The 19,816-nt window shown below is 46.7% G+C and carries 23 protein-coding genes; 11 read left to right on the top strand and 12 right to left on the bottom strand.

What is annotated here, in order from left to right:
- Positions 1-41 precede the first annotated feature (41 nt).
- Positions 42-944, top strand: a complete 903-nt coding sequence (locus tag KNQ07_RS14870; RefSeq protein ID WP_214767632.1) for a PRD domain-containing protein — start codon at positions 42-44, stop codon at positions 942-944.
- Positions 931-1,866, top strand: a complete 936-nt coding sequence (locus KNQ07_RS14865; protein WP_012371776.1) for a carbohydrate kinase family protein — start codon at positions 931-933, stop codon at positions 1,864-1,866. The genes KNQ07_RS14870 and KNQ07_RS14865 overlap by 14 nt, the downstream gene beginning before the upstream one ends.
- Positions 1,867-1,951: 85 nt before the next feature.
- Here KNQ07_RS14865 and KNQ07_RS14860 read toward each other — a convergent pair whose 3' ends face one another.
- Positions 1,952-2,647, bottom strand: coding sequence for an alpha/beta hydrolase (locus KNQ07_RS14860; protein WP_214767583.1), 696 nt, complete (start codon positions 2,645-2,647; stop codon positions 1,952-1,954).
- Positions 2,648-2,806: 159 nt separating this feature from the next.
- On the opposite strand from KNQ07_RS14860, the gene KNQ07_RS14855 reads away from it, so the two are divergent.
- Both KNQ07_RS14855 and KNQ07_RS14850 read left to right on the top strand, forming a co-directional pair.
- Positions 2,807-4,078 (top strand): purine/pyrimidine permease, encoded by a 1,272-nt coding sequence (locus KNQ07_RS14855; protein WP_012371778.1) that lies wholly within the window; start codon positions 2,807-2,809, stop codon positions 4,076-4,078.
- Between the two features lie 63 nt (positions 4,079-4,141).
- Positions 4,142-4,651 carry a hypothetical protein gene (locus tag KNQ07_RS14850; RefSeq protein WP_214767580.1) on the top strand — a complete coding sequence of 170 codons (510 nt, stop codon included), beginning with the start codon at positions 4,142-4,144 and terminating at the stop codon, positions 4,649-4,651.
- A 233-nt stretch (positions 4,652-4,884) separates the two neighbouring features.
- Here KNQ07_RS14850 and KNQ07_RS14845 read toward each other — a convergent pair whose 3' ends face one another.
- From KNQ07_RS14845 to KNQ07_RS14830, 4 genes are all read right to left on the bottom strand, one after another.
- Positions 4,885-6,378, bottom strand: coding sequence for a peptide MFS transporter (locus KNQ07_RS14845; protein WP_214767577.1), 1,494 nt, complete (start codon positions 6,376-6,378; stop codon positions 4,885-4,887).
- A gap of 235 nt (positions 6,379-6,613) precedes the next feature.
- On the bottom strand, positions 6,614-7,249 hold the full coding sequence (locus KNQ07_RS14840; RefSeq protein ID WP_012371781.1) for an NAD(P)H-binding protein: 636 nt from the start codon (positions 7,247-7,249) through the stop codon (positions 6,614-6,616).
- Entirely contained in the window at positions 7,249-8,475 is a 1,227-nt protein-coding gene (locus KNQ07_RS14835; RefSeq protein ID WP_012371782.1) for a glutathionylspermidine synthase family protein, read from the bottom strand. Before KNQ07_RS14835 ends, KNQ07_RS14840 begins: the two co-directional genes overlap by 1 nt.
- Complete coding sequence (locus KNQ07_RS14830; protein WP_012371783.1) at positions 8,472-8,801, bottom strand: hypothetical protein; 330 nt, start codon at positions 8,799-8,801, stop codon at positions 8,472-8,474. The genes KNQ07_RS14835 and KNQ07_RS14830 overlap by 4 nt, the downstream gene beginning before the upstream one ends.
- Positions 8,802-8,943: 142 nt before the next feature.
- Between KNQ07_RS14830 and KNQ07_RS14825 the strand changes: the two genes are divergently transcribed.
- The 4 genes from KNQ07_RS14825 to KNQ07_RS14810 all read left to right on the top strand — a co-directional run bounded on the left by KNQ07_RS14825 (position 8,944) and on the right by KNQ07_RS14810 (position 12,184).
- Positions 8,944-9,390 (top strand): hypothetical protein, encoded by a 447-nt coding sequence (locus KNQ07_RS14825; protein ID WP_214767574.1) that lies wholly within the window; start codon positions 8,944-8,946, stop codon positions 9,388-9,390.
- An 86-nt stretch (positions 9,391-9,476) separates the two neighbouring features.
- Positions 9,477-9,650: a hypothetical protein gene (locus KNQ07_RS14820; RefSeq protein ID WP_012371785.1), complete on the top strand. Its 174-nt coding sequence runs from the start codon at positions 9,477-9,479 to the stop codon at positions 9,648-9,650.
- Between the two features lie 27 nt (positions 9,651-9,677).
- The gene (locus tag KNQ07_RS14815) at positions 9,678-11,234 is read left to right on the top strand and encodes an ABC-F family ATP-binding cassette domain-containing protein (protein ID WP_012371786.1); all 1,557 of its coding nucleotides are present in this window, start codon (positions 9,678-9,680) and stop codon (positions 11,232-11,234) included.
- Positions 11,235-11,398: 164 nt separating this feature from the next.
- On the top strand, positions 11,399-12,184 hold the full coding sequence (locus KNQ07_RS14810; protein ID WP_214767571.1) for an alpha/beta hydrolase family protein: 786 nt from the start codon (positions 11,399-11,401) through the stop codon (positions 12,182-12,184).
- Positions 12,185-12,198: 14 nt separating this feature from the next.
- Here the strand turns inward: KNQ07_RS14810 and KNQ07_RS14805 are convergent, their stop codons facing one another.
- From KNQ07_RS14805 to KNQ07_RS14795, 3 genes are read right to left on the bottom strand one after another with little or no spacing between them, the layout of a single operon-like run.
- Entirely contained in the window at positions 12,199-12,774 is a 576-nt protein-coding gene (locus KNQ07_RS14805) for a ferric reductase-like transmembrane domain-containing protein (RefSeq protein WP_012371788.1), read from the bottom strand.
- Positions 12,762-13,652: an FAD:protein FMN transferase gene (locus KNQ07_RS14800; protein ID WP_214767569.1), complete on the bottom strand. Its 891-nt coding sequence runs from the start codon at positions 13,650-13,652 to the stop codon at positions 12,762-12,764. The genes KNQ07_RS14805 and KNQ07_RS14800 overlap by 13 nt, the downstream gene beginning before the upstream one ends.
- Positions 13,653-13,665: 13 nt before the next feature.
- Positions 13,666-13,986 carry a hypothetical protein gene (locus KNQ07_RS14795; protein WP_012371790.1) on the bottom strand — a complete coding sequence of 107 codons (321 nt, stop codon included), beginning with the start codon at positions 13,984-13,986 and terminating at the stop codon, positions 13,666-13,668.
- Between the two features lie 110 nt (positions 13,987-14,096).
- Here KNQ07_RS14795 and KNQ07_RS14790 point away from each other — a divergent pair, with 110 nt between their 5' ends.
- The 3 genes from KNQ07_RS14790 to KNQ07_RS14780 all read left to right on the top strand — a co-directional run bounded on the left by KNQ07_RS14790 (position 14,097) and on the right by KNQ07_RS14780 (position 16,427).
- Positions 14,097-14,774: a response regulator transcription factor gene (locus KNQ07_RS14790; RefSeq protein ID WP_214767566.1), complete on the top strand. Its 678-nt coding sequence runs from the start codon at positions 14,097-14,099 to the stop codon at positions 14,772-14,774.
- On the top strand, positions 14,767-15,939 hold the full coding sequence (locus KNQ07_RS14785; RefSeq protein WP_012371792.1) for a sensor histidine kinase: 1,173 nt from the start codon (positions 14,767-14,769) through the stop codon (positions 15,937-15,939). The genes KNQ07_RS14790 and KNQ07_RS14785 overlap by 8 nt, the downstream gene beginning before the upstream one ends.
- A 74-nt stretch (positions 15,940-16,013) precedes the next feature.
- A complete protein-coding gene (locus KNQ07_RS14780; RefSeq protein WP_012371793.1) occupies positions 16,014-16,427 on the top strand; it encodes a DUF2231 domain-containing protein in 414 nt (137 codons plus the stop codon).
- A gap of 52 nt (positions 16,428-16,479) precedes the next feature.
- Here KNQ07_RS14780 and KNQ07_RS14775 read toward each other — a convergent pair whose 3' ends face one another.
- The 4 genes from KNQ07_RS14775 to KNQ07_RS14760 all read right to left on the bottom strand — a co-directional run bounded on the left by KNQ07_RS14775 (position 16,480) and on the right by KNQ07_RS14760 (position 19,484).
- Positions 16,480-17,712 carry a DEAD/DEAH box helicase gene (locus KNQ07_RS14775; protein WP_012371794.1) on the bottom strand — a complete coding sequence of 411 codons (1,233 nt, stop codon included), beginning with the start codon at positions 17,710-17,712 and terminating at the stop codon, positions 16,480-16,482.
- Between the two features lie 102 nt (positions 17,713-17,814).
- Complete coding sequence (locus KNQ07_RS14770) at positions 17,815-18,114, bottom strand: DUF3817 domain-containing protein (protein ID WP_012371795.1); 300 nt, start codon at positions 18,112-18,114, stop codon at positions 17,815-17,817.
- Between the two features lie 77 nt (positions 18,115-18,191).
- Positions 18,192-19,157: a ring-cleaving dioxygenase gene (locus tag KNQ07_RS14765; RefSeq protein WP_012371796.1), complete on the bottom strand. Its 966-nt coding sequence runs from the start codon at positions 19,155-19,157 to the stop codon at positions 18,192-18,194.
- Positions 19,158-19,283: 126 nt separating this feature from the next.
- Positions 19,284-19,484, bottom strand: a complete 201-nt coding sequence (locus KNQ07_RS14760; RefSeq protein ID WP_012371797.1) for a cold-shock protein — start codon at positions 19,482-19,484, stop codon at positions 19,284-19,286.
- Positions 19,485-19,816 lie beyond the last annotated feature (332 nt).

The following is a 19,816-nucleotide window of genomic DNA, read 5'->3' as shown; positions in this document are numbered from 1 at the left end:
CTTGAGAATCCTCTTCGGGTCGCATTTGTCAGTTTTCCTAGATTGCCGATAACCCGTATAATAGAAGTAGAAAGGAGGTAGTCAGACTGATCATTCATAAAGTACTCAATAACAACGCGATCGTCACAAAAGAACAAGGTCAGGAACGGATCATCATGGGACCGGGCATTGCTTTCGGCAAGAAAAAGAAGGATCCCGTTGATCCGACGAAAATCGAAAAAATGTTCATTCCGTCTTTTGAGAATGCTGAACAGTTCAAGGAAATCCTGACGACGACACCACTCGATATCATCGATTTGTCGGAACAGATCATTTCTTATGCCGAAGGCGAACTGAAAACACCTTTTCATGACTACATTCATGTCAGTCTGACCGATCACCTCGCCCACGCCGTCCGGCTGGCCCGGGAACAACTGGTCGTCCACAACCGGTTGGCGGAAGAAATCCGATTGCTGTATACTGCCGAATATCAGATCGGCGAATGGGCCGTCGCCCATATCGAACAAAAGTTAGCTGTTTCCTTACCAAAAGAAGAGGCTGCGAATATCGCCCTTCACCTGTACAATGCGCGGCAACGGCATCCCAACATGGCAACCGCCCTCCAAACGGCGACGTTACTAAACGAGTTGCGGGAACAAATCGAAGCCTTTTTCGGTCAGACGATCGAAACGACGTCGATGACCTATTACCGGTTCTTCACCCATATGAAACTCGTTTTAGCCCGGATCGAACAAGGGCAAACGTTGCATGATATGGATAATGTCATCTTGTCTGCCGTCAAAACGCGGTATACGGACGCTTTCCGCTGTGCGGAAAATATGGCTGCTTGGTTGGAACAGGAACTGCAGACGACTGTGCCGCAATCCGAAGTCGGCTATATGGCCCTTCATGTAGAACGGATCCGGCCAGATTTTGAAAGGAGTAAATCACATGAAAATTTATAGTCTTGGTGAAGCACTGATTGATTTAATTCCACTCGATGCCGATAATGTAACATTCCAAAAAAATCCGGGTGGTGCTCCGGCCAATGTCGCCGTCGGATTAGCACGGCTCGGTGCCGACAGTTATTTCCTCGGTTCCGTCGGTGATGATTCGATGGGACACTTTTTGAAAGATACACTCCACCATTACGGGGTGAAGACGGATCATCTCGTCTTTGATCCAGAGCATAAAACCGGTCTTGTCCTTGTCACGAATGCCGCCGACGGTGAACGGTCGTTTGAATTCATCAACAGTTACCGGGCGGATATGAGTTTTCATGAAAAAGACATTCCAGATTCCCTTGCAGAAGCGGATCTTTTGCACATCGGATCGATTTCCTTGATTTCCGGAGATGCGGTCGAAGCAACACGGCGGGCGATTGAAGTCGCAAAGTCGAATAATGTGCCCATCTCTTACGATCCAAACTTACGTGAATCGTTATGGTCGGACTTGGACGCCGCCCGTTCCACGATTCGTTCCGTCTTACCGGATGCTCAAATCGTGAAATTGGCGGAGGAGGAACTGACCTTTTTAACGGGACAGACGAATCTGGATGAAGGGGCTGCCGAGCTGCTCGCAGAATATCCGATCCGTTTGCTCGCTGTAACACGTGGCGCAGAAGGTTCTCTGCTTTATACCGACCGCTCGATGGCTGAAATCCAGGCGATTTCGGTGGATGCAATCGATACGACGGGAGCAGGCGACGCCTTCATGTCCGGTCTCCTGCATCAATGCGCGATCCGCTCGTTTTCGTTTGACTGGGATGAAACAGAATTACAGGATATCGGTCGATTTGCCGCGATTTCCGGCGGATTGGCTGCCTCGGTGAAAGGCGCGATGGCCGCCTTACCGACGCTTGACGAGGTCTCCCGAAGATTAACATAACCGTGACACAAGCAGAGGAAACACGATATTTCACACAACATCAAGCCCGCTCCCCTGTCCGGTCAGACAGAAGAGCGGGCTTTTGTTATTGTCCAGATACAAATTTCTGAATTACCTTCAACGTTTCATCCTGTTGTGCTTTTGACGTCAACGGACTGTTGTTGTCTCCTTTTTGTTTTCCATACATCCCGAAGTTTGCATGGTTCCCCTCTTTTATCAGATGAAAGACCGCATCGGAGCGGACATCCTGTTTGCTGTCCTCAATATCCTTGACCGGTAACACCCCATCCCGTCCACCGTAAACGGTTAGCGATGGGGTATTGATGGCATCAATCGGATAAGAAGCCAAAAAAATCATGCCTTTGATTTTCGGACCGTCTTCCAAAATCGTTGAGGCTGCGCTTCCGCCTAACGAATGTCCGATCAAATACCAACGTTTGATTTTCGGATGATCTTCGATGATCGATAATCCTTTTTTAGAGTCAAGCAGCGCAATATTAAAAGGTAATTTCGGAAGCGCTACGTAATATCCTTCTTTCGCTAATTGATGACCGAGATAACTGTACGCGGCAGGATCCACTTTTGCACCTTGATAAAAAATGAACCCTGTTTCACTTGTGTCATCTCCGAATTGATAGCCTTGACCGACCGGTTCACCAAGGTATTGCTGCGCTTCTTTTGTCGGCATGTAATCAAACTGAGCCCAAATCATGAATGCCGCTACTAAGATACCAACTATGATCAGCAAACTGACGCTGATGCGTTTTAACCATTTTTTCATGTTCATCCCTCCTCTTTTAGGATACCCATTATAATGTGCTAAATCACATATGAAAAAATTGTTTAGAATTTTCAGTTAATGTAAGCATATCTATCTCTTTTTCAATATTTGGTTTAAGATGAAAAAAGCATCCGTTATTCGAAAGGGGAATCATTTGTTTTGCCACGTACTGTTGTTTCCACGATTCAGTGGTTTTTGTTTATTATCTGTACTAACATTGCCCCGCCACTCGCGATTGCCGCCTCATTTGAACTATCAAGTGCAGATACCCTCGCTTTCCTCTCTCGTTGTTTATTTGTTTTTGCGATTTTGAGTCTGGTTCAGGTTTTATTCGGTCATCGTCTGCCGATCATGGAAGGTCCTGCCGGTATTTGGTGGGGAGTATTCGCGCTTTATTCTTCAATCGGGATCACATTGTACGGCAGTTACTCCAATACGTTACAGTCTCTTGGTTTTCTCCTGATCCTAAGCGGGATTATCTGTATCATCTTGACCCTGACCGGGGTACTTCGCCGCCTCGTTCCTTTGTTCACACCACAGGTCATCGGTGTTTATATGTTACTGTTATCGGCTCAATTATCCGGTTCGGTCATGAAAGGACTGCTGAATATTGAAGATGGAAAGATTCAGGTGCTTCCTGCCGTCATTTCTGTCTTAACTGTCATCATCTCACTCTACTTGGAACGCAGCGACCGGTTACGGCAGTATGCTTTATTGATTACCCTGCTCGTCGGTTGGAGTATGTTTGCTTTGATCGGGCGTGCCGAGATGCCGGCGTTTGACGGTCCATTCTTTACCTTCCCTGATTTGATGCCGTTCGGTGGCATTCAGCTCGATTGGAGTTTACTTCCGACAGCACTTATCATCTCGTTATTACTGATGACAAACGTCTTGGCGAACATCAAAGTCATTGAACGAATCATCAGCGCAAAACGTGGAGAGAAGGTCAAAGGACAAGTTGCGACTGCCGGTGTGACTGCCGGAATCGGACAAATCTTCGCAGGAATGTTCGGAACAGTCGGTCCTGTTGCGATTTCCGGGACAGCCGGTTTCATCGCCTCGACGGATAATACGGACCGGAAAGCCTTTGCGATCGCTAACGTTGTTTGTCTGTTCCTCAGCGTGGTCACGCCGTTCGTCGGACTGATTGCCAAGATCCCGGTCGCTGTCGGATACGCGATGGTCGCTCCGATCGTTGCCGGTATGGCCATCATCGGTGTGACGGAAGCTTCGCGGGAGTTGAACCGTCAGACCGCGATGATTACGGTCGGACTGCCGGTTCTCGTCGGAATCGGTGCCCTGCTCCTTCCGAAAGGCGCCACTTCCGATTTACCTCCGCTCGTCACGACATTGATGTCGAACGGTCTCGTACTCGGAACACTCGTCGCCCTGCTCGCAGAATCTTTACGCCATATTCGGACGAATGATTGAATTGCAAAAAAACCCTTAAATGTTATATTGAAACAGTTAGAAATAAACATTTGGAGGTTTATGATGAAGAAATTCACAAAAATTTTAGGTGCAATTTTACTTTTATCAACTTCCCTTTCACTAATAAGCCCTAAAGATACCCAGGCCTTAAGTGGAAATGAAGGTACTTATTTCTATTATACTCCTGCAGCATCTCCTGTTTATAAATCAAAAAGTTATGGTGCATGGAAAGCAGAATCCAAGACAATGCACGGTCCACAAAAAATGAGTATATCCGAGAAAGTAAAAACTAGCTGGAGTGTTACTGGAGCAGGTGAAATTTCAAGGGGTTCTATTAAGGGGTCTTTAGAAGGGTTCTTCGGTAAAGATAAAACTATAACGGTGAAGTCTGAAGAATACATTCCAAAAGGTAAAAAAGGTACTTTTAAGACGCGTGTTGTGTACAAAAACTATACACAGAAATACAATCAATGGTTTACCACAGATGGTCATCGTAGCAAAACAGGCAAAACAAAAACAATTAAAATCAAGAAAAAATATAATGTAGAAGGTAAAATCAGTATTACGAAATAACAGTTTACACAGAAAACTTATAAAACAACTCCAGTATGAATATGGAGTTGTTTTTTTATCTATTTTGGAAGTAAACTATTCATCACGAAAAATAAAAAATACCTACTATGACAGACAGTTTGATTGTTTCAACTGTCTGTCATAGTAGGCGTTATACAGCGCTACTTTTTTTATTTGTTCGATTGATTTTCATAATGAAAACAGACGGTTTTCCATACCTTATCAGTATAGGATCAACGGATTCCTTTCATAAGTACTTGGAGCTTTTTCGAAAAAACAAGCAGTAATAATCCGAAGAAAACGGCAACTAAGCCCGTGATACCAAAATACATTACTTCCGTATCACGATCATAAAACTTAACGATTTGGGCATTGACAGCCTGTCCAGTAGCATTTGTCATGAACCATAAACTCATGGTCTGTGCCGAAAATGCAGATGGAGCAAGTTTTGTCGTCGCAGATAAACCGACCGGAGAAAGGAGAAGTTCACCAATCACGACTAACAGAAAACTAAATACTAACCAAAGGGGACTGACCAACCCTTCCGTTCCGAACAATAGACCTGGAACCATCATGACGATGAAGGATAAGCCGGCAAATACTAAACCAAACGAAAACTTTTGAAGCGTTGTCGGCTGACGATCCCCAAGCTTAATCCATATACTTGCAAAGACTGGTGCCAGTGCAATAATAAACAGCGGATTGACCGATTGGAAAAGTGCCGGACTGAATTCATATCCGAAGAAACTTAACTCAGTGCGTTGATCGGCAAATTTAGATAACACATACGTTCCTTGTTCTTGAATGGCCCAAAAAATAACAGCCGCCAAAAACAATGGAATGTATGCATACAATCTTGATTTTTCGTCAGAGGTAATTTTAGGACTACGCAACATGAAATAGAAATAAAAGATCGGAATGATGACTCCAAGAATCGTTACAACAAACGAAAACGTATTGATTGTCAACCAACCAATTGTTGAAGCAATCCAGCCAAGAACTACAATACCAACTAAGGAAAAAGAAGCTACTTTATAAAAACGTACTCTTTCTTCTTTAGGCATCGGATTTAATACATACTGACCAGCTTGTCCGAGATTTTTTTTCTTCGTCAATACAAAAACAACTAATCCCAAAAACATACCTACTGCCGCAACAGCAAATCCAGCGTGGAAACCTGCCTGCAAACGTACTCCGTCTACGATAATTGGAGATAAGAATGCACCTGCATTGATTCCTGTATAAAAAATACTAAAACCGGCATCACGTCGATTATCCGTTTTACTGTACAGATCACCTACAATATTCGAAACGTTTGGTTTCAATAACCCTGTCCCAATTACGATTAAGCCCATTGAGAAGAACAGTGCTGTAGCACCTGCTGGTAAAGACAGAACAATATGTCCGGTCATAATCAATACACCGCCGTAAAATACGGTCCGTGATGTTCCGAGCAAACGGTCTGCTATCCATCCGCCGATGACACCAGACATGTAAACTAGTGATCCGTAGATCGCCATTATGGAAGACGCCATTTTCTCGTCGATTCCAAGACCACCATCTTTTACAGAGTAGTACATATAATAAATGAGGATGGCGCGCATCCCGTAGTAGGAGAACCGTTCCCAGAACTCTGTGAAGAAGAGCGTGAACAATCCTTTCGGGTTTCCGAAGAACCCTTTCTGCGGAACAGTCTTGTAGACCTGATCGCGATCAAAATCTGCCATAATGAAGGCTCCTTTCGTCTACCGTTGAATTCGTGCATGGTCTAAAATCTTTTTCCCGCTTTCCCCAAATGATAAGCGTCACTTAACCGATTAAAAGATTTGCACCATTTTGACTGAATTGTCTCACTTCTTTTTATATATGAGACAGCACTATATCATTCAACCGTAAATCATTTGACGAGTCAAATATTAATTTCCGCCCACAAAAAAAGAGTGACACGAAAAATCCGTTCACTCAGGTCTGCATCTCTTTTGATTCCACAATCGTCACGCCCGGCGGTTCATGCAAGGTATGATGAATCATTGCCTGTGCGACCTTTGCCGCTTCAATCGGTGCATACGGACTGCGCCGCAACAAGGGGCGTAATACGGTCGACACCCGGGCCGCCGCCTGTTCACCGAAGCGGAATTCGTCCCGATCTCCTAATAACAATGAAGGTCGGAAGATCAGCAAGGCATCATAGCCGAGCACACGTAATCCGTTTTCCGCATCGCCTTTGACACGGTTATAAAATGTTTTCGCATTCGGATGCGCACCAAGTGCTGAAATCAGGGCGAATCGAGTGGCTCCCAGATCAAGCAATTCCCGCCCTACTTCAATCGGATACGTGTAATCCACGAGACGAAACGCTTCTTGCGATCCGGCCTGTTTAATCGTCGTCCCCAGCGCACAGTAGACGTGATCCACTTCCGGTAATTCGATTTCCGTCACATGATCAAAATCAATTACCCATTCTTCGAGTTTTTGATGAAATCGATTCATCGGACGACGTACGAGAACATGTACTTCCTGATACGCATCATGCGCCAATAGTTGATCGACCAGTTCTTGCCCCACTAAGCCGGTCGCGCCTAAAATAGCTGCTTTCATCATCCATCCTCCTCTTGATTTTCACGTTGCCCGATCGGTAAGAAATAGGATCGATTGCCCGTGATCCGTTCACCTGCCCGCACCCCGACAGCACTTGGTCGCCCGCCAAGCACAAACACGCCAAACATGTATGCGACTTCTGTTCCATCTTCTAATGACCACATCGGTAATTCCTGATACCGTTGATACACGGCCGACTGATTGCTGAATGAACGTTGTTCGTTACTGAACAGAACCGTCCCGTCCCCTTGACGGACGGTCACGGTATCCCCTTCCCGTCCGAAGATCGGTTTTTCGACGAAAGCCTGGTGCTGACGTAAAAACGGCTCCGGACTCAAATAGGTCGGCAGGAAATATGCCGCAATGACCTCATGATCGTGTCCGGTCAAATAAGGATGATCGGTTTCATGCAGGAGCCAAATCAATGCCAGGACCGACTTCGCCTGCATCAGGAAAGCCGATGGTGGATTGATGATTTCAAGCAGTCCCATCTCGACGAGCTGAAGCAATAAACGTCCGAGCTCTGTTCCGTCTTCATCACGGTCGAGTAAAGCCATCTCGATCGGAAACGTCTGCCTGTAAAGAATATCGATTCGTCGTCCCTGCTGGTCATACAATCCATCTTCTGCCCGTATCTCAAGTTCGTCAAGAGGACAGTATGTAGCACCGGCAACAAATTGTTGCAGATACTCTGTCGTCCACCGGTCTTCGATGTTGTCTCCGTGTGAAGTAAACACGACATGCGGATTTTCGTGATGGATCCGGTGGCTTGCCGCCTTCACCGCACGATCAACGCTGTCCGCCAACTGTTTCGCCTGCCCGTCATTGTACGATCCCAATCCCACTTTCCGTGCAATCCGGTCGTTGACTTCAAAACATTCCTTGATGAACGTCGGCGTATCCGCATTCCATTCCATGACCGATATCCGATTGCCTGTGACAATGAAATCAAAACGGCTGATGACCGATAAAGGCCGCATCGTCTGTAACCGTAAAAAGGACAGGGCAGCTTTCGGAAAACCGAGTTCAATCAATCCGTCGTCATCCATTGTCCAAAGAATCGGAATCACTTTTTCAAAGATGGTATAGGCTTCCCGAGCCGCCGTGCGTAAGGCTTCGATCGTTTCTTTCGGAACAGGCATCACTTCTGCCAAGGCATACGTTTCACCGTCGAGCACATCCCAAAAAGCGTCAATATCCCCGTAGAGTTCCTGCCGTGTCCTCATCCGCCGAAGAAGCCGGACGATGATCCCGTCCCAAATCCTTTTGTCTTGCTGTTATAACTTTTGACGTCTTTTGACCGGGGTGTATACCCTTTCGTCCGCATCGCACTATGCATCAAGGCACGTGAAGCAAAATAACTTCCTCCCCAGTAAAAGAACCCGGAGTGTGTCGAGCTTGAATCATCGCAATACCAAACACCTTCATCATTATCATATTCATAATCGTCACAATCCGGATCATCCGGACGCTCCGCTTTTGCATTATCCGATCCACACCCGCTGAGCGTCGTTCCGACCAACAATGTAGCTGCAAGTGTCGCCTGTTTCATCCAACTCACATCGCATACCCCTTTCATCACAATTTGTTATTCTAAGTATACGCTTTTTCCAGCAAAAAAGTTTCTAAGTCGTTCCGGAACTTTTTTCGTTAATGCCAGTAGAATAACGAAGAAGACTTGAGGAGGAATTCAAATGTCACTTGCCTATTATGTCGAAGATCAAAATGAATTTAAATCCATTTATCAATACAGCCGTTTCGCCATTGATCCGGAAGAAATCATTGCGCATCAACTCTGCGAATTCCATATCATCGAAGGGCACTTATACGAGTTGCGGTCCAATGAAATGGACGGGGAATATGACCAGTTGATTGTCGATCATGTCGAGGCTTCCCCCCGTGATCCAGCGGACCGTGTCTATCCGCCGCACCAGATTCATCTCGAGTTCCGGCGCTTCCAGGCAGGCGGTTCACATCCCGTCATCAAGACAGTGACAGTCCCGAATCATATTCAGGCCATGCGCTTTTTGGTCAAAGATAAACTGAGTGTACCGGATCACGGGGTCTTTGAGCGAGACAGCTGTGAAGTCGATTTAGACCGAAACTGTTACGTGATTTATTTAGGTGAAGAAATCATTTAATGAAAGAATTAAGTATAGTTCGTTTTCAAGACACGTTTTTTTTGGCATACTAGAGGATAAGAACGAATTAATCGAGGTGAACACACATGAGCGAACAACCAAAAAAATTGTCTCTTCAAGAAGCAATGATTGAACAATTAAAAGCAAAAAAACAATCACAGACAAAACGTCCGACCGGTTTGCGCGGAACAGAAACAAAACAAATGACAAGCCAAAAAACGAAAAAAACGAACAACCAGAAAAAACGGACAGGCGTCTAATTGAATTCGTGAAATAAGGGAGTAACTATGAGTATTTTAACGGTATCAAACTTAAGCCATGGTTTTGGCGATCGTGCGATTTTCGAAGATGTCTCGTTCCGTCTGTTAAAAGGGGAACACATCGGTCTCGTCGGAGCGAACGGCGAAGGAAAATCGACGTTCATGAACATCATTACTTCGCAGCTTGAACCAGACGAAGGAAAAGTCGAATGGGCAAAACACGTTCGGGTCGGCTATCTGGATCAGCACGCTGTTCTTTCCAAAGGACTCACGATTCGTGATGCCTTAAAGGGAGCATTCCAATATCTGTTCGACATCGAACAGGAAATCAATGATCTGTATACAAAAATGGGCGAAGTCGAACCAGACGAACTCGAAAAAATGTTAGAAGAAGTCGGTGTCTTGCAAGACATCTTGACGAACAATGATTTTTATACGATCGATGCGAAAGTCGAAGAAATTGCACGCGGTCTAGGTCTTGATGAGATCGGTCTCGATCGTGATGTCCAGGAACTCAGCGGCGGACAGCGGACAAAAATTCTGCTTGCCAAACTGTTGCTTGAAAAACCGGATATCCTTTTACTCGATGAGCCGACCAACTACCTGGATGTGCAACATATCGAATGGTTGAAACGTTACCTTAATGATTACGAAAATGCGTTCATCTTGATTTCACACGACATTCCATTCCTGAACAGTGTCATCAACTTGATCTACCATATGGAAAACCAAGGACTTAACCGTTACGTCGGTGATTACGACAACTTCCTGACTGTCCATGAGGCGAAGAAGAAGCAACATGAGTCAGCCTTTAAACGTCAACAGCAGGAAATTTCCGAGCTGAAAGATTTCGTCGCCCGCAATAAGGCCCGTGTCTCGACACGTAACATGGCGATGTCGCGTCAGAAGAAGCTTGATAAGATGGACGTCATCGAACTCGCGCAGGAACGTCCAAAACCTGAGTTTCATTTCCAGACAGCCCGGACACCAAGTAAGTTGATGTTCGAAGCAAAAGGACTTGTCATCGGATACGATGAGCCGCTTTCCCGTCCGCTTGATTTGATGATCGAGCGCGGTCAAAAAATCGCGTTGCACGGAGCGAACGGTATCGGGAAGTCGACTTTGCTGAAAAGTCTGCTCGGAGAGATTCCTTCGGTTTCCGGTACAGTCGAACGCGGGGAAAATCTTCACATCGGCTACTTCGAACAGGAAATTAAAGAAAAAAATTCGAATACGTGTATCGAAGAGATCTGGGGTACATTCCCGTCTCTGACACAGCAACAGGTCCGGGCCATGCTCGCGAAATGTGGTCTGATGACGAAACACATCGAATCGAAAATCGAAGTGCTCAGTGGTGGCGAAAAAGCGAAGGTCCGCCTTTGTAAATTGATGAACACGGAATCCAACATTCTGGTTCTCGATGAGCCGACTAACCACTTGGACGTCGAAGCAAAAGAAGAACTCAAACGTGCGTTACAGGAATACAAGGGAACCGTTCTGTTGATTTCACATGAACCTGAATTTTATGAAGCCGTCGCAACGGATTTATGGAATTGTGAATCATGGACGACTAAAGTATTCTAAAGGCAAAAACGATTGGACGGAAGACGGAACCCGATTTTACATCGAGTTCCGCGTTCCGTCTTTTTTTGTGTTCTCATTTAATTCATAGACTTAATCATTGCCTTGTTCATCGATTTGTATCAAACTAAATGGCAGATGCAACTTTTTCTGAAGGAGTGGATGTCATGGAAACCATTACTAAAAAAGCCAACTTATCATTACTCGAACTGCCGAGCGGCGGAGAGGAGTCTTTATTTTGCCGGCTTTATTCCCCGGCACTCGCCGGTCCCGCTCCACTCATCGTTCTGTTCCATGGATTCCCCGGGAAACAATTGAACATGGATTGGGCCGTTCAATTACAAAACCTTGGTTTTCATGTCCTCGTGACGTCTTACCGCGGAACGATCGGCAGTCCGGGTGCATTCCGTTTCCAGCATGTTCTTGAAGACGCGACCGCCGTCATGCAACATGTCGTTTCTCCTGAATTTACGCAGGCACATGATATCTCAGCCGATCAGATTTCAATCGTCGGTCACAGTATGGGCGGCTTTGCCGGACTCCACGCCTTCATTGATGTTCCGGACATTGCCCATTACATTGGAATCTCTCCGTTTAACTTCGGTTTGATTGGTCAACTCGTACTCGACTATCCGGAACACGAAGAAGCGTTGCAGGGTGTGTTGAGTCGTGGTGCCACGTTCCTGTCCCATACCGACGGCGACATACTGCTCGACGAACTAAAACGACATCATGCGACGTGGAACCTGCTGTCACTGAAAGAACAACTCGGAACACGTTCCGCCTTGCTTGTGACGTCGGAACGTGATGAGACGTCCATCAAATCACTTCATCATGACTTGCTTCAGGATGCCAGTGCCTTTGAACAAATCATCGTGGACAGTGACCACAATTATATCGAAAATCGGGAAGATGCCTTCCGGGCTTGGACCACATGGTTAAGACGACGTTAAAAAAACGAGCGTCCTCATTTTATCAGTGAGGACGCTTGCTTTTTAGGTGTTGCTGTTTTCGGACGGACCTGCATCCGGTACAAAATCAGCGTGAACAGCGTTAATGTGGAACAGGCATACCAAATGGTCGTGAAAAGTGTTCCTGTATCCGTTCCGATGAAAATCCCGTGAAGTGTCATCAAGAGCCAGGCCGGCAGGACAAGCCAGTGCGTTAATTTCCATAATGTTTTTCCGAGCGCCTCTTTCAAGAAATCAGAAGTAACCAAGACAAAACCAAACAGGTACAGACTGATCGTTCCAAAGGCATTCCAAAGCGGCTCATAGGATGCCGTTCCCGGAATCAGAATTTCAAGCAAACTCAGAGGAGCATACGTATCGACGACGATCAGCGTCGCATGAAGCACAATCGCCAATAATCCGGCCCAGCCACTGTACAGGTGAATGTTATGCAGACGTGCCTTTTGTTTTCTCAATGCCGGGAATGAACCGAGTAGACCGGCTAACACCGATAGTGTCAAAAAGAAATGTCCGCCCAACCCGCTCAAACGAATCATCGTCCACGTTGAAAATAACCACTTTATCCAGTCCATATGGCTTGTCCTCCTTTCTCTTCCGCTACCATTTTTCCGGATTCATCCATCAACAACAGCCGTCCGTTCGGAAACCACTTGAACAGTTTGTTCTGTCGCTCGGATTCTGTCATCTGAAAAGCGAGTTTCGTCATCACTTCTGCCTCATAAAGTTGTGGCGCAGACGCCGTGATTTGGACGAACCGGCTTTCAATCGGACGCCCTGTCTTACCACTTAACAAATGATGGTTCGTCCTGTCGCCCACTTTCCAGGAACGATACATCCGGCTCGAGGTCGCGACAGCTCCTTGCCGTAACCGGATTTCTGCAATCTCAGTTTCTGTCTTCGGATCTGTGACGGCAATTTTCCACGGCTCACCATCGGACCAGGCGATGACGTCTCCTCCAGCCTCAATCAATCCGCGTGGCTGGTTCTTCCGTAAACGCTGGGCAACCATCATTGCCGCTGCTCCCTTGCCGATTCCGCCTAAGTCAATCGTTCCTCCCCCTACCCGCGTCACTTCACATCCTTCGACTAAAAACGGACTGATTTCAGGCGGCGGGATTGCTTCTGATTCAACCGCCTGTCGGAAAGGAAACGATCGGTCGTAACCGTTTGCGCGCTGCTGTTCAAGTAGGAAGGGCGAAAAGTAATGTTCGGTCTGTTCAAAATAATGGATTGCCCGCTGCAACAGTCGTGCAAGCGGTAACGATACCGTCAGCGTCTGCCCAATCAGCAGTTGATTCAACTGACTGACTTCGCTGGACGAACTGAATCGTGACCATTGCCGGTCCACATAATGAAAGAACTGCTCGATGTCCTGCCATTCCTTTTCTTCGATCCTTTGGTTCGTGATAAAACGAATGTTATTATGCATCGAATAGAGTTGCCGCTCCATTTCGTTTCACCTCCTATTTCGAATGACTGGACTGACCGTCACTTCCGCCGCTCGGTTGATTAAATCCGGAAGAATCGTTGCTTTGCCAATTACCGTCATCGTCGTCATCCTCTTCGTAGTAATATCCGTTGTCTTCATCTGACTCTCCCCATTCATCGTCATCACCGTTAGACGGCTGACTCGGGATTGTCGTCTCGTTCGAATAAGAATCTCCTGTATTGATGGTATTCGCCGGCTGATCGTTTGTCGCAACGGTCAACTGACCAATCGCAAGTCCTAAAAAGACACTGCTGCTCAGTCCCACAATCCATTTCGCGAACGGTTTCGGTTTCACATTTTTCCTCTCCTCTCATTTCCTGTTATCTTTACTGTATCGATAAAAACTGACAACTAGCTGATGACAACTGTGGGATAATAAGAAAAAACAAACCGGGAGGAACAAGGATGCGGATTTTGATTGCAGAGGATGACAAGCGACTTGCCAAAATGCTGCGGCTTCATTTGGAACGTGCCGGCTATCAGGTCGATGTGGCTCATGACGGACTCGAAGCCATCGAGCGATGTCAGACTTTTCGTTATGATTTATTGGTCCTCGACTGGATGATGCCGCATAAAAGCGGGATTGAAGTAGCGACTGAATTGCGCGGGGAACGCTTTGAAGGCGGGATTCTGATGTTGACGGCCCGTGATACGGAAATCGATTTGGTACACGGACTCGACAGTGGTGCCGATGATTATCTCGTGAAGCCCTTTCAGGCAAACGAACTGTTAGCACGCCTCCGCGCCTTGAGCCGGCGTCAGAAAAAGGCATTCGTCTCGACTGTTTCGTATCAGGAACTCGAACTTGATATCACGACTCAGACGATTTCCTATGCCGGACAGTTACTTGAGCTGACACGTCGTGAATTCGAATTTCTGTCGCTGTTGCTCCGCCGCCCGGAGCAGGTCATGGGACGTGAGCTGATCATTGAAGTCGTTTGGGGAATCGGCGCAGATATCACCGATAATGCACTCGACGCACTCGTTCGGCTCGTCCGGAAAAAGCTCGATGCTGCCGGTGCACCGGCTTTGATTCAAACGGTTCGCGGATTCGGTTATCGGCTCGGAGGTCCTCATGCTTGAAACCATTCGAAAACGGCTGACGCTACTATTCAGCGGAACGTTTTTACTGTTGTTGATTCTGATTTTAGTCGGTGTTTACTTCACGACCGCCCGGCTGCTCGATCAAACCGAGCTGAACCAATTAAAGTCAGTGTCCGACCGCGATCTGTTCGAACGGATCGAGCACGGCGAAGACCGGTTAATCCGCAATCCGATTTACTTTCAGATTATGAATCCGGACGGTTCAGTCCGCTTCACATCGCTTCCTGACGACTTACCGGCGAAGACCCTTCAGCGCTTTATGACCGCAGATGAAGAAACTCAAAAAGTCGAATTCGACGACCGGCACTATCTGCTTTATCAACGGGATAATGATGAACAGGGTATGATTGTTCTGATGAAAGACATCTCTGCCACACAGGATACACTCCAGCGCCTGATCGCCATGTTAGCCGGCATCACGATTTTGTCGACCCTTGTCTTGATGGGTCTCAGTTACGTACTCGCCGGTCGTTCCGTCGTTCCCGTTCAGCAAGCCTTTGACCGACAGCGCCGTTTTACATCAGACGCTTCTCATGAACTAAGGACGCCGCTGACGATTTTATACAGCGGCATCGAGTTACTCGAGACCGAGCCGCTCAGCACGGAAGGAAAAACAATCTTATCGGATTTGAAGGCAGAGACGGCCTCGATGCAGTATTTAGTTTCCGACTTACTGTTGTTGGCCCGGGAAGGTCAACCCGGATCCATGAGCCCGATTGATTTAAGTACACTCGTCACACAGACTTCTGAACGGTTTAAACATACGTTAGTCGACCGGACATTGGCCTTATCTGTCGCGCCCAATTTGTTGATCAAGGGCGATCCTAACCAGTTGATCCGTCTGTTGACGATCTTTCTAGAAAATGCCGCTGCCTACAGCGATGCTAATATTGAAGTTTACCTGCAACAGACGTCAACCGATGTTCGATTAACCATCGCTGATCACGGAATCGGCATTCCACCGGAAAATTACGATAAGATATTTGAACGGTTCTTCCGCGGTGATCACTCTCGCCATGGTACCGGAACCGGGCTCGGGCTCGCCATCGCCAAATCGATTGCCGATGCACATCAAGCCACTATCTTTGTTGAATCCACACCCGAAACCGGAACACGCTTCACGATTCTTTTTCCAATTTCTTAATGACCGTCAGCTAACTGTCAGATAACCCGGTTAAAGTAACAGTATGTTCCATTACTTATCAAGGAGGTTATCTTATGTTAGGTGGCGTACCGCTTCATCCCCTGCTCGTTCATGCACCGATTGCTCTTTTACTGTTCGCAACACTCTTATTACTGTTCAGTTTCAAATGGGTCCAGTTAAAATTATTTGTCCTCATCACGTTATTTGCCGGTCTGCTGTCCGGCGTCGCAGCGTATTTATCGGGTGACGGGGCTGAAGAATATGCAGAAACCAATCTGAGCAGTGCAACACACGCGGCCATCTCGAATCATGAAAATTTCGCCTTGTTCAGCCTCGTTGCCTTTGGAATTGCCTTTGTCCTCCTGTTGCTCGGCTACCGTTCCAACAAAAAAACAATGCTTATGCTAAGCCTGCTCGTCGCAATCGTCGGAAGCGGTTTACTCGCTTATACCGGTCATCTCGGCGGACAGATGGTATACGCCAAATAAAAAATCCCCTTTCCTCCAAATAATCCATGGAGAAAAGGGGATTTTCACTTACTTATTTATGATGATCACGGCCCGGACGGCGGTTGCTCGAGCGGCGTGTGTTACCGCGGCCTTCCGCCGGTTTTTTCGTTCCTTTGCTTTGATCGTGCTGTGCACGAATCATTTCATCCGAAAGTTCGACGACAATCGGTGTCACTTCGACACCCAGTTCGCGTTCCATATCACGGAAACTGCGGCCGTCGCGTGGGGTAACGATTGAAATCGCTACGCCGTCGTTTCCGGCACGGCCTGTCCGACCAATCCGGTGAACATAACTTTCCGCATCGTCCGGTAAATCGTAGTTGAAGACGTGCGTGACACCCGTCACGTCAAGACCACGTGATGCAACGTCTGTTGCAATCAGGAATGGTGTTTTTCCTTGATAGAACTTCGCCATCGCTTTTTCACGTTTCCCTTGTGTCAAACCACCGTGCAATTCATCCGTCGGATACCCTTGCATCTGTAATTCTTCATTCAGCTTGCTGACACGGCGTTGTGTCCGGCAGAAGATGATTGCGGCATACGGACGCATCTCGTCAAGCATCGTCCGGAGTGTCGCCTGTTTCCGGCGATCCGTCGTTTCGACGACGAACTGTTCGATGGCGTCGACTGTTACTTTTTCTGCCTCGACTTGGACTTCAATCGGATCACGCAAATACGTTTTCGCGAGTTGCTCGACTTTTTCCGGCATCGTTGCTGATAACATGACGAACTGACGATCAACCGGTGCTGCTGCGATGATATCTTCGATTTCCGGTAAGAATCCGATTTGCAGCATCTGATCCGCTTCATCCAGGACAAGCGTCTTCAATTCACTCAAATCAAGTGTTCCACGACCGACGTGATCCAAAATCCGACCCGGTGTCCCGATGATGATTTGTGGCATGCGACCGAGACGTTGGATTTGTTTGAAGACATCCTGTCCACCGTATACAGCCAGCGCACGGATATCTTCCATGTTCCGGATTAACTTGTGTGTTTCATCTGCAATCTGACGTGCGAGTTCACGTGTCGGTGCGACGATCAACGCTTGAACCGTTTTGCTCTCTAAATCGATTTGTTCGAGAATCGGCAGAAGAAACGCCAGTGTCTTCCCTGTTCCGGTTTGCGCTTTTCCTATTAAATCACGACCGGCGAGCAAATGCGGAATCGCCTGCTCTTGAATAGGCGTTGGTTGTTTGATGCCTTGTTTTTGTAATTTCTTGACCCATTGTTCTTGAATGTGTAGTGCTTCAAATGTTGACATAGTATCCTCCTAAAAATTATCCACAGAAAAAAGCTGTGGATAATCTGCTTCGAATCGACAAAAACAGTTATCCACAGCCGTGCTTTTTCTAGTATACACAATTTACGCGTTTGTTGCTTCCTGTTTTAACTTTCGATCGAGTACAAATGTCCCGAATGGAATGAACGAAGCGATAAAGGCGATTCCTGCTTTTACAAACGACCAACGGTATTTGAATTTAACGACAGCAAGCCATAGCGCATACATGACGAATAAAACACCGTGCATGGCTCCGACGACGGAAACGGCTTCCGGAATGCCTGCCATATACTTTAAGGGCATGGCAATCAACAGTAAGACTAAAAATGAAATACCTTCTAAAATCGCAATCAATCGAAATTGACCTAACGTAGTTCCTAACATCCCGTCACTCCTTTTTTCTGGTTCCTGTCTTTAGTATACGGGACGCCCGTCAGTCTGTGACCTGTGTCACAGGATTGTCAGATTTCGAGTGGGCGAAGACGGGCTTCAATCTCTTGGCGCTTTGGCTCAAGGAACGGTGGAAGTGCCAATGTCTCACCGAGCGTTTCGACCGATTCATCCGTTGCGAATCCCGGTGTATCCGTCGATAATTCAAACAAAATATGATTCGGTTCGCGGAAATAGAGCGCCTGGAAATAGTGACGGTCGACTTTCCCTGAGTTTGGCAGACGGTATTCTTTCAATCGTTTCACCCATAAGTCATACTCTTCACTGTTCGGGACACGGAACGCTACATGGTGGACGCCGCCACGTCCGAGACGTTCCCGGTCGAGATCCGGACGAGCTTCGAGATGCACTTCTGCCCCGATTCCGCCTTGTCCCGTCGAGTAGACATCAATCTCCGCAAAATCACCGGCCAGCGATGGATAACTGCCGATTTTCTTAAAGCCGAGGACTTCCGTTAAGACAAGAGCCGTCGGTTCCGGATCATTGACGGTCAGCGTCACGGCACCTAAGCCGACGATGGCATGTTCAGCCGGAATCTCATCGTGTTTCCATGGCACACCTCCTGCGACCCCCTGTTCGCCGTCTTCTGCGACAAGAATCAACCGGGTTCCTTCCTGATCACGGAACGCCAGCGTCTGACGCCCCGCCCGTTCGACAATCGCATCATGGTCCACGCTTTGTTGTATAAAGCGGTCTCTCCAAAACTGAAGGGACGCTGTTGTTTTGACACGGAGTGATGTCGACGAAATGCTTGACGCACCGGGTACACCGGTCCCTAAATGCGGGATATCAAAAAACGTCAGATCCGTTCCCGGATTGCCTTCCGCATCTCCGTAAAAGAGATGATATGACGTCGTATCATCCTGATTGACCGTTTTTTTGATCAGACGCATCCCGAGAACCTGTGTATAAAATTGATAGTTGCGTTCTGCCATCCCCGTTAAAATGGATACATGATGAATACCGAGTAATTCCATGTTTGCCACGTCCTTTTCTGAATGAATAGTTTGTATCGTCAGTATAGCGCACATATATCTTGAATTCAAGATATTAACTCATTAAAAAAATCGCCCTTTCGAAAAAGGACGATTGAAAAGTTAAGATTAAAGTTTTACGACGTTAGCAGCTTGTGCTCCACGTGCGCCTTCAGTGATTTCGAATTCAACTTCTTGACCTTCGTCAAGTGATTTGAAACCTTCACCAGTGATTGCTGAGAAATGTACGAATACGTCTTCTCCGCCTTCAACTTCGATGAAACCGAAACCTTTTTCTGCGTTAAACCATTTTACTTTACCTGTGTTCATGGGAACAACCTCCAAAAATAAATTACTTAATACATATGCCGCGCATATGAAAGAAATTCATTATTGTCCCGAAATACATGGAGCGACGAAAAGATTGTTCGTGACGCAATGTGAATCAGTAGTGACAATAACAATATTAAGCTAACGTCAGTATAAAATGATTGCGCTTTAAAAGTCAAGTTGTCTGACCAATATTTTACCAATTGATTCCACTTTTCGAACTAAAAAAAACAGATTCGGATTGTGAACTGCTCCCCGTCAAGTAGACAGGATAAATAATAAAAATCTTTTAAACGGCTTGAGCTCTGTATTCTAATGGAGCCAAGCCGTTT

The organism is Exiguobacterium sp. s145, assembly GCF_018618835.1.
GTDB classification, from domain to species: Bacteria; Bacillota; Bacilli; order Exiguobacteriales; family Exiguobacteriaceae; genus Exiguobacterium_A; species Exiguobacterium_A artemiae.
This window is presented reverse-complemented; position numbering and strand designations above follow the sequence as displayed.